The organism is Shinella curvata, assembly GCF_022899935.1.
Taxonomy (GTDB): Bacteria; Pseudomonadota; Alphaproteobacteria; order Rhizobiales; family Rhizobiaceae; genus Shinella; species Shinella curvata.
The window spans coordinates 546,853-560,061 of sequence record NZ_JALJCJ010000002.1 but is presented as its reverse complement, the minus strand read 5'-3'; the positions used below and the strand labels follow the sequence as shown (position 1 = coordinate 560,061).

Sequence of the window (13,209 nt, the reverse complement as noted above, 5' to 3'; positions counted from 1 at the left end):
TCTTCAGCTGCACCCGAATCTGCCGCAAATCTGCCTTCAGCATGAACAAATTGTTTCAGCAGCCATGTGAATTGCACATATCTGCCGGGCGGAATGTCGCATTGCAAAATCCATGCTGCGGCGCAATATATCGACACGGGAGGACAGGATTTAAGGAAACGACCTATGACCGCCCGCTTTCGGCCCATTCATTCGAGCTTCGAGACGCTCCGCCACACCGGCCGGCGCGCCGGCCACGGCTTCGGCATCGCCGCTCCGGCCAATGAGCAGCTCACGGCCACCGGCTTCGCCCGCATCATCCGTCCCGTCCAGCTCTACGCCGACTTCATCCAGCGCTGAGCCACGCAACGGGCACACATGCCCGTGTGTATAGACACCATCAGGAGCAGACCATGGCCGCCTTTCGCAAGCTGATCTCAGACATTGCCGACATCCGCGCCGCCGTGAACGCCGCCCGGGAATATTCCGTGCTGGCCTCGCTGCCGCGCGATGCCGCCCAGCGCCGCGACCCGCTCAAGGCATTCCTGCCCAACTGAGCAGGCCCAACCGACCGGGCTTTGACCACGGTGCGTGCCGTGGTATGATCTTCCTCGTGAGGAGGTGAGACGCCTTTTCTCCGGTGGAGACCGGGCCAAAGCCCGATCTCCGTTTCTTAGCTGATCGTCAGGGTGAAGCGCCAACCTCTGAACCTGATCGTCAGCGTAAGCCGGACTCTCAAACGTCTCACCTCCTTTCGTTATGTCGGATTTACACCCGACGTGCCTTCATAACACAACCCTTCCGGGAATTCCCGGACCCTCCAAAATTCTTTTGGATTACGCCAGCCGCTGTCGCTGTGGACAGCGCGCGGTTCCCGCAATAGAGCGACATTCGATAAACGAATGCCCCTCTTCCCGGAGCCCCCATGCTGGCGACCCTCGTCTCCATTTTCAGCCTCATGCTGTCCACGCTGCTGATGATGGTGGCCTTCGGGCTGCAGAGTTACGTCGTGCCGGTGCGCGCCGTGGCCGAGGGCTGGTCGACGCAGACGATCTCGATGATCGCCACCGGCTACACGATCGGTTTTACGCTCTCCTGCATCGTGACACCGAAATTCGTGCTGCTGGTGGGCCACGTGCGTGTCTTCGTGGCGCTGATCACGCTGCTTTCCATCGGCATCCTGCTCTGCGCGCTCGTCGTCGACTGGCGCGCCTGGATGCTGTTCCGCGCAATCTCCGGCTTTGCCATTTCCGGCAGCTATCTCATCATCGAAAGCTGGCTGAACGAGCGCGTGACCAACGAGAACCGCGGCTCGGTCTTCTCCATTTACCTCATCACGACCATGGTGGGCACGATCGGCGGACAATATCTCGTACCGCTGGGAGACCCCTCCAACACCTCGCTCTTCATCGTCTGCGGCATCATCTTCTCGATCGCACTGATGCCGACCGCCCTCACCTCATCACCGCTGCCGGCGCCGCCGACGCAGGCGCGCTTCAACGTTCCGGCGCTCTACCGACGCTCGCCCGTGGCCGTGGTCGGTGCCTTCCTCGCGGGCGCGCTTTCCGGCGCATGGCTCAATCTCGGCGGTGTTTTCACGCAGCGCACCGGCCTCTCGACCGCCGAGGGCGCAACGTTGCTTGCCTCCGTGCTGATCGGCAGCGCCATCGCGCAGATCCCGATCGGCCGCGCCTCCGACCGCATGGATCGCCGCCTCGTCATGGTCGTCTGCGGCATCGTCGGCACGATCTCCTGTATCGCCATGGCCGTCGTCGCCGGCGGGCCGCCGGTTCTCCTGTATGTCGTCGCAGCCTTCGTCGGCTCGGTGATCTTCCCGATCTATGCGCTGAACGTGGCGCATGCCAACGACCGGGCGCAGCCCGACGAATATGTCGAGGTGTCCTCCGGCATGATGATCGTCTATGGCGTCGGCACCATTTCCGGACCGATCGTGGTCGGGCCGATCATGGACCGCTTCGGGCCCGGCGCGCTGTTTGTCGTGCTCGCCGTCTATTTCGCCCTCTATGGCGCCTATGCTGCCTGGCGCATCAGCCGGCGCGAAGCCAGTGACGGCCTGGTCAGCAAGACCGATTTTCAGGCCATGGCCGCGCAGCCGCTCGGCGCGGACGCTGCTGCCGCCGCGCTGCAACCCGATGCGGTGACGGAAGAGCGCGTCGAGGACACCACGACACCGGAATGGCGTCAGCCCTGAGGCAACTTGTGCCGCAACTCGGCGCGCCGCTTCAAATCCAGGCGATGCTCGCGGAAGATGACGAAGATGCCGGCGGTGACGACGATAGCAGTGCCGAGGAGCATCGTGCCCGTCGGCACGTCGCCGAAGAGGAAATAACCGACGATGAGGCCGAGCACGATCGAGGTATATTCGAACGGCGCGATGGTTGAAACGTCCGCATAGCGGTAACTCGAGGTCAGCAACAGCTGGGCAATGCCGCCGCAGAAGCCCGCGAGCGCCATCAGGCCCAGCGCCGGCCAGCTGAGTTCCGCCCAGCCAAAAGGCAAGGTCGCGAGCGAAAAGAGCGAGGCAAAGAGCGAGAAGTAGAGCACGATGGTCGGCGTGCGCTCCGTCTGCACCAGCTTGCGCACCAGCACCATGGCGCAGGAACCGAGCACCGCGAACGCCATCATGGCAAGCGCACCCATCGCCTCCGAAGAGCCGAAACCGCCGTCACGAAACAGCGTCAAGCGCGGCCAGCTGATGATCGCGACGCCCGTGAGGCCCACAAGAACCGCAGTCCAGCGATAGATGCCGACCTGTTCCTTGAGAAAGACGGCGGCGATGACGACCGTGACAAGAGGCAGGGCATAGCCGAGCGCGATCGATTCCGGCAACGGCAGATGGATAAGGCCGTAGAAGCCGAAGCCCATGGACAGAATGCCGACGAAACCGCGCTTGAAGTGGCCGAAAATATCCTCCGTCCGAAAGGCGTCGCGCAGCTGACCATGCGCTGCGAGAAAAACGAGGATCGGCACCATGGCGAAGGCGGACCGCAGGAAGGTGATCTGTCCTGCCGGCAGATCCTTGCCCGCCGCCTTGATGAGCGCCGACATGCACAGGAAGACCACCACCGAGGCGACCTTGAGGAAAATCCCCTTCATGGGATCGGGAGACTGCGTATCCATGGGGAACTCGTCACGGCCGGCGGGCCGCGGCATCGGGCGTTGAACAAGGCCGGGAAACCGGTTCGGAGACCGCAATTCTAACGGGATTGTCCGCCGGATGGGATGAATTCTCGTGATGCTTCAAACATTCTTTTGATCGGAGAACGATCCGTTCGGTGCAGCACAAAATTGTGAATGGGGGTTCCATGGAAATGAGATGTTAAGCGAATAAGCATATCTTTTCGCGGAATTCGGGGGCAGACCGTCTTTTACAGGTATCTCGTTGTACGGAAACGGGACAGCCAGCGGCGGCATAGAGCAGGACATATCCATGCGGACAGAGAACGGCCAGATCATCCACCTGGCGGACTATCGCCAGACTGACTTCGTTCTCGAGCGCGTCGATCTGACCTTCGAACTGGATCCCACGGAAACCAAGGTCGAGGCCCGTCTGATCTTCCATCGCCGCGAAGGCGTCGATGCGAATGCGCCGCTGGTGCTCGACGGCGACGAACTCGTCATGACCGGCCTGCTTTTCGACCAGATTGAAATGGACGCGGCGCGCTACGACGCAACGCCCGACAGCCTGACGATCCGAGACCTGCCGGCGACAGAACCTTTCGAGATCACGATCACCACGATGATCAATCCCGAGGCCAACACCCAGTTGATGGGCCTCTATCGTTCGAACGGCATCTACTGCACGCAGTGCGAGGCCGAAGGCTTCCGCCGCATCACCTACTTCCCCGACCGGCCGGACGTTTTGGCCGTCTACACGGTCAACATCATCGCCGACAAGGCGAGCTGCCCTCTCCTCCTCTCCAACGGCAATTTCCTCGGCGGCGCCGGTTACGGCGAGGGAAAACATTTCGCCGCTTGGTTCGATCCGCACCCGAAGCCGTCCTATCTCTTCGCACTGGTCGCGGGCGATCTCGGCGTCGTGGAAGACACGTTCACGACCCTGTCGGAGCGCGAGGTCACGCTGAAGATCTATGTCGAGCACGGCAAGGAAGCACGTGCGGCTTACGCGATGGATGCACTGAAGCGCTCGATGAAGTGGGACGAAGAGGTGTTCGGCCGTGAATACGACCTCGACATCTTCATGATCGTCGCGGTCTCCGATTTCAACATGGGCGCCATGGAGAACAAGGGGCTCAACGTCTTCAACGACAAATATGTGCTGGCCGATCCGGAAACCGCGACGGACCAGGACTATGCCAATATCGAGGCGATCATCGCCCACGAATATTTTCACAACTGGACCGGCAACCGCGTCACCTGCCGCGACTGGTTCCAGCTGTGCCTGAAGGAAGGCCTGACGGTCTATCGCGACCACGAGTTCTCGGCCGATCAGCGCTCGCGCTCAGTCAAGCGCATTGCCGAAGTGCGTCACCTGAAATCGGAACAATTCCCGGAAGATGCCGGCCCGCTCTCCCATCCGGTACGCCCGACGAAATACCGCGAAATCAACAACTTCTACACGACGACCGTCTACGAGAAGGGCTCCGAGGTGACGCGCATGATCGCGACCATCGTCGGCCCCGATGGTTTCAAGAAGGGCATGGACCTCTATTTCGAGCGTCACGACGGCGATGCCGCGACGATCGAGGATTTCGTGAAGTGCTTCGAGGAGGCGAATGGCGTCGACCTTGGCCAGTTCTCGCTTTGGTATCATCAGGCCGGCACGCCACTCGTCAGCGTTTCCTCCAGCTATGATCAGGCGAAGGGCGAATTCACGCTGTCGCTGGAACAGATGATCCCGCCGACACCCGGCCAGGGCACCAAGGAGCCGATGCATATTCCGCTGCGCTTCGGCCTGATCCTCGCCGATGGCTCGGAAGCAGTGCCCTCTTCAGTCAGCGGCGCTGACATCACCGGCGACGTGCTGCACCTGAAGGAGCGCCGCCAGACGGTGAGCTTCTCCGGCATCTCTTCGCGCCCGGTCGTGTCGCTGAACCGCAGCTTCTCGGCGCCGATCAACCTGTATTTCGAGCAGGCTCCCGATGATCTCGCCCAGATCGCCGGCAACGACAGCGATCTGTTCTCCCGCTGGCAGGCGCTGAACGATCTCGCGCTACCGAACCTCGTGGACGCCGCCCGCAAGGCGCGCGCCGGCGAACCGGTCGAGACCAATCCGGTGCTGGCAGACACGCTGATCGCTATTGCCGGCGACGAGACACTGGAACCGGCATTCCGCGCGCAGGCACTGGCCCTGCCCTCCGAATCCGACATCGCCCGCGAGCTCGGCAGCAACAACGATCCGGACGCCATCCGCGCCGGCCGTGAAGCCGTGCTGGCCTTCATCGCCAACCGCAACCCCGCCGTCTTCTCCGCGCTGTTCGAAAGCCATGGCACCAAGGGCGCCTTCACGCCGGACGCTGCCAGCGCCGGAAAGCGCGCACTGCGCAATGCGGCCCTTGCCTATCTCGCCGTTTCCGACGGCGCGCCTACCCGTGCAGCGGCAGCCTTCAAGGCTGCGGACAATATGACGGATCTGAGCGCCGCCCTGACCGTGCTCGCGCACCGTTTCCCTGATGCAGCGGAAACGGCCGAAGCCCTGGAAGCCTTCCGCGCCCGCTTTGCCGACAACGCTCTGGTCATCGACAAGTGGTTCTCCATCCAGTCGACCATTCCGGGCGATGGCGCACTGGAACGCGTCAAAGCGTTGATGTCGAGCCCGCATTTCAACAAGGCGAACCCCAACCGCGTGCGCGCGCTTGTCGGCACCTTTGCCTTCTCCAACCCGACCGGCTTCAACCGGGCGGACGGCGCGGGCTATCGGTTCCTGGCCGATCAGATCCTCGAGATCGATCCGAAGAACCCGCAGCTCGCCGCCCGCATCCTCACCTCCATGCGCTCCTGGCGTGCGCTGGAGGAAAGCCGCTCGGATCACGCGCGCAACGCGCTGCGCGCGATTGCCGCCGGCGAAAAACTCTCTTCCGATGTTTCCGACATCGTCGAGCGTATGCTCAAGGGCTGAAACGCTGAAAACTGAACGATTTCGGGCGCTTCGGCGCCCGTTTTCGTTTACGCATACAAGTTTCCACCAGCGAAATATGGTTAATAAAGTTTTACCTTTTGCTCTGGACAAGCCGAATCACAATTGATTCATTAGGGCAGATTCGGGCGAGCGGCGCGCCGAATCACGAGAGGGTTACAAGGTTTGAAGACTATGGCGGACGCGCAACGAGGACGCGCATCCGGCGGGTGGACTCGTCTCAGATTCCCGGGATTTGCGGCCTGGGAAAATGAGCTGACGGGACAGGCGAAGATTTTCGCCGGACCTGCCGGGCGGCATTTGACACGGGCCGAGCCCGTGCTGAAACGGTCGATACCGATCCTGATCATCGCTTTCCTGTTCGTGGTGGCCATCTCGCGCATGGTCGGCATCATGGTCGAACACGACCGGATGGACACCGCCGTGAAGGACACGACTTCGCTGACGGCGCTGGCTGTCGGCGCGGTGTTCTCCGGCCCCATGGCCGAAAGCCTCGCCCAATCCGATCGCATGGCCGTCGAGGCGGCGCTGTCGCTCAACCTCCCGCAGGATCGCATGCAGGCCGGCGGGCTCGTGCTTTTCGTCGAGGAAAAGGGCCGGATCTTCGGCGCCTCGCTCGCCGCAGCACGCTATGTCGGCCAGTCGCTTGCGCGGTTTTCGCCAGAGCTCGCGGCCAACCAGTATTTCGGTGACCCTGACGGCGTGTTCCGGACCCGCATCGGAGGCGAGGACTATTACGCGTCCCTCGTGCAGATGCCGCGCAAGGGCGGCTTTGTCATCGTGGCAAACCCGCTAAGCCGGGTCGCATTGTTCTGGCGCGACGAAGTGGCGCTGAACGTGACGCTCTTTGCCGGAATTTCGGCGATCCTGCTGGTCGTCCTCTACGCCTATTACATCCAGGCAAAGCGCGCGCGGGACGCCGATTCAATCTTCGCGGAGTCCAACCTGCGTGTCGAAACGGCACTCGCACGCGGCCGTTGCGGCCTCTGGGATTTCGACCTGTCGAGCCGCCGCCTGTTCTGGTCGCGCTCCATGTATGAAATGCTCGGCATGCCGCCACGCGACAGCGTGCTCTCCTTCGGCGATGCCGCGCGCCTGATGCATCCCGACGACGACGGCATCTATCAGGTGGCCCGTGCGGTTGCCCGCGGCGAAGCCAAGCAGGTCGACCAGGTTTTTCGAATGCGTCACGCGGAAGGGCACTATGTCTGGCTGCGCGCCCGCGCCCAGCTGATCCGCATGTCCTCGGGCCGCATGCACATGATCGGCATCGCCATGGACGTGACCGAGCAGCACCGGCTCGCCCAGCGTTATCAGGAAGCCGACCAGCGTCTTGCCGACGCCATCGAATGCACGTCGGAAGCCTTCGTGCTCTGGGACAAGAGCGACCGGCTCGTCATGTGCAACGCGCACTATCAGCAGGCCTATGGGCTGCCGGATGACGTGCTGGTGCCGGGCACCGAGCGTGCGGCGGTCTATGCCGCAGCGGCGCGCCCGGTCATCGAGCGGCGCATCGCCGATGCGGACGGCACCGGCGCCTCGCAGACCAGCGAAGTACAGCTCGCGGACGAGCGCTGGCTGCAGATCAATGAGCGGCGCACCCGCGACGGCGGCCTCGTCTCCGTCGGCACCGACATCACCATGATGAAGCGCCATCAGGTGCGGCTGCGCGAATCCGAGCGCCGACTGATGGCCACCATCGGCGATCTCTCGGCCTCGCGCGCCAAGCTGGAGCGGCAGAAATCGGAACTCTCCGTCGCCATTGCCAACTACCAGGCGGAAAAGGAACGCGCAGAGGCGGCCAACCGCGCCAAGTCGGAGTTTCTCGCCAACATGTCGCATGAGCTGCGCACGCCGCTCAACGCCATCCTCGGCTTCTCCGAAATCCTGCAGAACCAGATGTTCGGTCCGATTGGCTCGGACAAGTACCGCGAATATTCGCGCGACATCCACGAGAGCGGCAAACATCTGCTCAACGTGATCAGCGACATTCTCGACATGTCGAAGATCGAGGCCGGCCACATGCGCATCAGCTGCGAGACGATCGATCTCGCGCCACTGATCGAGGAAACCATGCGCCTCACCATGCTGCAGGCCGAGAAGAAACATATCGAGGTGCAGGAAACCTGCCCCACCCGTCTCCTGACCGTGGCCGACCGCCGCGCGATGAAGCAAATTCTTCTGAACCTCCTGTCGAACGCCATGAAGTTCACCAACGAAGGCGGCAAGGTGGTGGTACGGGCGCGCAAGGTGGACGGTGCGGTAACGCTGACGATCGCCGATACCGGCATCGGTATTCCGAAGTCCGCATTACAGAAGATCGGCCAGCCCTTCGAGCAGGTCCAGAGCCAGTACGCCAAAAGCAAAGGCGGCTCCGGCCTCGGCCTCGCCATCTCGCGTTCGCTGGCGCATCTGCACGGCGGGGCGATGCGCATCCGGTCGATGGAAGGCAAGGGAACGATCATTTCCGTGCGCATTCCGGATCGGGAACGATTGGCGGCACTGCATCTGGCGGCGTGAAGGAGCGGGAAGACCACGCCTACCCCACCCACCAACGTCATCCTCGGCCTTGAGCCGAGGATCCACACCCCGCGGCAAGACTAGAGTTTGTGGCATGGATCCTCGGCTCAAGGCCGAGGATGACGAAGGAGAGGTTAGAGAGGTTGGAAACAGCCGCCCAGAAGTTGGGACTAGCCCCTAACCGTCACCTGCAAGATCTTGCGCACCACCTTCGATATCCGACGGATTTCCGCCTCCAGCGTGCGCAGGTCGGGGCAATCGCCTGCCCGACATACGAGATCGACAAGCCCGGCCGGTGCCTCCTTCGGATCGAAACCGCCGTCGACGCACAGGCGCACGATCTGTGAAATCTCCGTATAGAGCGACAGCGCCTTTTCCACCGTGTCGAGATCGTTGGGATCCATCATCGTCCCGCCGAGCATGGCTAGCGCTTCGCCCGTGGGCAAAACCTTGTCCGGCTGCGGCACGCCGCGCGTCGGCGCCACCAGCGCGAGGAACTGAGCGATGAACTCGATATCGATCAGTCCGCCCGCGATAAGCTTCAGGTCCCAGATGTCCTTCGGCGGCTTTTCCTGGTCGATGAGGTCGCGCATCTCGGCAACGTCCTTGGCGACCTTGGCGGCCTCTCGCTTGCGCGAGAGTATGGTGTGGAAAATGTCCTCCGCTTCCTTCACGAGGCTTCCGTCGCCGCAGAGCACACGGGCGCGGGTCAGCGCCATGTGCTCCCACGTCCAGGCCTCCTCGGCCTGATACTTGGCGAAGGAGGTGATGCGGGTCGCGACCGGTCCCTTGTTGCCGGACGGGCGAAGCCGCATGTCCACCTCGTAGAGCACGCCCTCAGCCGTCGGAGCGGACAGTGCTGCGATCAGCCGCTGAGTGATGCGGGTGAAATATTTCATGTTGTCGAGCGGCTTGGCACCATCCGACTCGAAGGCATCGCTGTCGTGATCATAGAGCAGGATCAGGTCGATGTCGGAGCCTGCCGTCAGCTCGAAGCTCCCGAGCTTGCCCATGCCCACCAGCGCCACGCGCCCGCCCGGGAATTTGCCGTGTGCCGCCTCCACCTCGTCCAGCACCGCCTTGAGAGCGGCAGCCACGATGAGGTCGGCGACATGGGTGAAGGCGCGTCCGGCCTGTTTTCCGGTGATCGCGCCGGTCAGCAAGCGGATGCCGATCAGGAAGCGTTGCTCGGCGGCGATGATGCGAAGACGGTCGAGGATTTCCTCATAGTGCCGCGCGCCGGAGACGAAGCCCTCTATCCGCTCCGCGAGATAGGCGCGTGTCGGAAGCTCTGCGAGAAGACCTGGATCCAGCATGCCGTCGAAGACATGGGGCTTCGCAGCGATCACCTCCGCAAGGCGTGGCGCCGAGGACATGATATTGACGATGAGGGACAGCAGCGCGGGATTGTTGCCAAGCAACGAGAAGAGCTGGATCCCTGCCGGCAGGCCGGAGATGAAATTGTCGAAGCGCAACAACGCCTCATCCGCCCGCTTGCTCTCGCCGAAAACACGCAGCAATTGCGGCGTCAGCTCCGTCAGCCGCTCGCGCGCTTCGACCGATTGCGTCGCCCGGTAGCGGCCGTAATGCCAGGTGCGGATGGTGCGCGAAATGTCGGCGGGCCGCTCGAAGCCGAGACGCTTCAACGTCTCCAGCGTATCCGGGTCGTCCTTCTGGCCAGTGAAGACGAGATTGCCGGTCTCCGAGGAGAGTTTTGCCTCTTGCTCGAACAGCGCGGCATAGCGCCGCTCGACCGTTTTCAACACCTCGACGAGTTTCGCGGAAAAGCTCGCTGTATCGCCAAAGCCCAGCATGAACGCGATGCGCTTCAACTCGGCTTCGGTATCTGGCAGCAGATGGGTCTGCTCGTCGCGGACCATCTGGATGCGGTGCTCGACATCGCGCAGGAACCAGTAGGCCTCCGTCAATTCTTCCGCCGTCGCCGTGTCGATCCAGTTCGCTTTGGCAAGTTCCCCGAGCATCGGCTCCGTGGCGCGCAGCCGCAGCGCCGGCACGCGGCCTCCGGCGATCAGCTGCTGGGTTTGCACGAAGAACTCGATCTCCCGAATGCCGCCGCGGCCGAGCTTGACGTTGTGCCCCTTCACCGCGATCTCGCCATGGCCCTTGTGCACATGGATCTGCCGCTTGATGGAGTGAATGTCGGCGATCGCCGCATAGTCGAGATATTTGCGGAAAACGAAGGGTGTCAGGCCCTTCAGGAAGGTTTCGCCGGCTTTGACGTCACCGGCAACGGGCCTGGCCTTGATGAAGGCCGCGCGCTCCCAGTTCTGCCCGCGGCTTTCATAATAGAGCATGGCGGAATCGAAGGAGATGGCGAGCGGCGTAGCACCGGGATCGGGCCTGAGGCGCAGGTCCGTGCGGAAGACATAGCCGTCCGCCGTGCGCTCCTGCATGATGCGGATGAGGCGGCGCACGAGGCGGGAGAAAGTCTCCACCGCCTCGCTCGCATCGACGGCGACTTCGGCCATCGGATCGTAGAAGACGACGAGGTCGATATCGGAGGAATAATTGAGTTCGGCGGCACCGAGCTTGCCCATGCCGAGCACGATCAGGCCGGACTTTTCGCTCGGATGCGCGGGGTCGGGCAGTACCAGCTTGCCGCTCTGATGGGCCGCGAGAAGGAGATGGTCGATGGCGGCAGATGTGGCCGCGCCTGCAAGCTCGGTGAGAAGTGCGGTGGTGCGGCGCGCGTCGAAAATCCGGGCGAGATCGGCAAGCGCCGTGAGAAAGGCGACCTCGCGTTTGGCGACGCGCAGCCGTGTCATCAGCACGGCTTCCGTCACCTCGCCGTCCGCCGGCTCCCATGCTTTGCGGGTGCGGGCGATGGTATCATGGATGGCTGGAAGGATCGGCTCATCGAGCGCGCGCGCCAGGAGACGGGGATCGATGCGGGCCGTATCGCGCAGATAGGGCGAGAGCGTGAAGGCCGCGACGATGAAGTCCTTCAGCGGGCCTTCCTCGCCTAGCAATCTGGCAATCGCGGCGTGGTCCGTCGCCCAATCCTTGAGATCGGACAGCACGGATTTGACTTCCGTCTGGCTCAGCGGCCGGATCGGAGAGACCAAAAGATCGGAAAACCGCGTCGTCTCCGTTACGCTCATGATATTTCCTCGCCCTTTTTCAGACGAGGTGTATCAGTCTGAACGGACGGGGAAAACCATTCTCACGGTCAGCCCCCGATTGTTTTCCCGCTCGGGATGGGTCGCAGCGAGCTCCAGCCGGCCCTGGTGCATTTCCATAACGGCACCGACCAGCGAGAGGCCGAGGCCGGTGCCAGGCTTGGAGCGGCTGGCATCGAGGCGCACAAAGCGCTTCACCACATCATCACGCTTGTCATCGGGCACGCCGGGGCCGTTGTCGGCGACCGACAGCACGACGTCACCCTCGCGACGGGCCAGCGCAACGCGGATCTCCGGCTCGCCTTCGCCGCCTTCCGCATATTTGATCGCGTTGTCGATGAGGTTGCCGAGCGCCTGCCCCACAAGCTCGCGATTGCCCTTGATCTCGATGGTCTCGGCAATCTCGGTGACGAGGCGCAGCCCGCTGTCTTCCGCGACGGGCTCATAGAGTTCCGCGCCGTCGCGAGCGATCCCGCTGATATCGATCATGCTCATTTCCGCCGGCGCCTGCCCCGCCTCCACGCGGGAAATCATCAGGAGCGCGTTGAAGGTGCGAATAAGCTGATCGGACTCGCCGATCATTTCCTCTAGCGCGATGCGGTACTCGGCCTTTTCATCGCCCGCAAGGGCGGCTTCCGCCTTGTTGCGCAGACGGGTCAACGGCGTCTTGAGATCGTGGGCGATGTTGTCGGAGACCTGTTTCAGGCCTTCATCGAGCTTTTCGATGCGGCCGAGCATCGTGTTAAGCGATTCGGAGAGACGATCGAACTCGTCGCCGGAGCCGCTCGTCGGCAGGCGCTGGGAGAGATCACCGGCCATGATGCGCTGGCTCGCCCCGGACATGCGGTCCATCCGCTTCAGCGCATTGCGGCCGATGAGATACCAGATGGCGAGCGCGCCGATGCCCATCACGCCGAGCGCCACCATCAGCGCCTGGCGTACCAGCTTCCGGAAGTTCTCCGGCTCGCCGAGATCGCGGCCGACGAGCACACGCAACCCATTGGACAGCACGATGACCTGCGCATAGGCCATCGGACGATTGCCGCCGCGCGCCTCCTCCTGATACCGCTGATAGCGGAACGGCGTTTCGGTCCAGCCCTCGGTGTCCAGCACGCCCGGCTGCAGCGACGCGACATTGCCGGCCAGCACCTCGCCCGTCGGGCTCGCGATGATGTAGAGATTGGCGCCCGGCTGGCGCGCGCGGCGTTCCAGCGTGCGCAGAAGGCCGTTCATGCCGCTTTTGTTGAAGATGCTTTCGATCTGTTCCGTTTCCTGCGCCACAGCGTCGCGCATCTGCTGCCGCAGCAGCCCCTCCGACATGGTGGAGACGTAGAAGACGAGGAACGCCGCGCACGTAGCGAAAAGCAGGAGATAGACCGCGGAAAGGCGAACCGCCGTGGTGCGGTAGAGAACGGTCAGGCGGCCGAGCAGTCCATGCAGTCCATTCATGGA

Annotated in this window: 8 protein-coding genes; 5 read left to right on the top strand and 3 right to left on the bottom strand. The window is 62.9% G+C overall.

Annotation, left to right across the window (positions count from 1 at the left end; translation table 11 throughout):
- The first annotated feature begins 165 nt into the window (after positions 1-165).
- From MUU55_RS08785 to MUU55_RS08775, 3 genes are all read left to right on the top strand, one after another.
- Entirely contained in the window at positions 166-339 is a 174-nt protein-coding gene (locus tag MUU55_RS08785; RefSeq protein ID WP_244760394.1) for a hypothetical protein, read from the top strand.
- 53 nt (positions 340-392) lie between these two features.
- Complete coding sequence (locus tag MUU55_RS08780) at positions 393-536, top strand: hypothetical protein (protein ID WP_158565446.1); 144 nt, start codon at positions 393-395, stop codon at positions 534-536.
- A 368-nt stretch (positions 537-904) separates the two neighbouring features.
- The gene (locus MUU55_RS08775) at positions 905-2,191 is read left to right on the top strand and encodes an MFS transporter (protein ID WP_244760393.1); all 1,287 of its coding nucleotides are present in this window, start codon (positions 905-907) and stop codon (positions 2,189-2,191) included.
- On the opposite strand, the gene MUU55_RS08770 is transcribed toward MUU55_RS08775, so the two are convergent.
- Positions 2,182-3,120 carry a DMT family transporter gene (locus tag MUU55_RS08770; RefSeq protein ID WP_244760392.1) on the bottom strand — a complete coding sequence of 313 codons (939 nt, stop codon included), beginning with the start codon at positions 3,118-3,120 and terminating at the stop codon, positions 2,182-2,184. The two genes, MUU55_RS08775 and MUU55_RS08770, sit on opposite strands and share 10 nt — an antisense overlap.
- A 310-nt stretch (positions 3,121-3,430) precedes the next feature.
- Between MUU55_RS08770 and pepN the strand changes: the two genes are divergently transcribed.
- Both pepN and MUU55_RS08760 read left to right on the top strand, forming a co-directional pair.
- Positions 3,431-6,079, top strand: a complete 2,649-nt coding sequence (gene pepN / locus MUU55_RS08765) for an aminopeptidase N (RefSeq protein WP_244760391.1) — start codon at positions 3,431-3,433, stop codon at positions 6,077-6,079.
- A 183-nt stretch (positions 6,080-6,262) separates the two neighbouring features.
- A complete protein-coding gene (locus MUU55_RS08760; protein WP_244760390.1) occupies positions 6,263-8,617 on the top strand; it encodes a PAS domain-containing sensor histidine kinase in 2,355 nt (784 codons plus the stop codon).
- Positions 8,618-8,787: 170 nt separating this feature from the next.
- Here MUU55_RS08760 and MUU55_RS08755 read toward each other — a convergent pair whose 3' ends face one another.
- Positions 8,788-11,739: a bifunctional [glutamine synthetase] adenylyltransferase/[glutamine synthetase]-adenylyl-L-tyrosine phosphorylase gene (locus MUU55_RS08755; RefSeq protein WP_244760389.1), complete on the bottom strand. Its 2,952-nt coding sequence runs from the start codon at positions 11,737-11,739 to the stop codon at positions 8,788-8,790.
- Positions 11,740-11,772: 33 nt separating this feature from the next.
- Positions 11,773-13,206 (bottom strand): sensor histidine kinase, encoded by a 1,434-nt coding sequence (locus tag MUU55_RS08750; protein WP_244760388.1) that lies wholly within the window; start codon positions 13,204-13,206, stop codon positions 11,773-11,775.
- Positions 13,207-13,209: the final 3 nt, after the last annotated feature.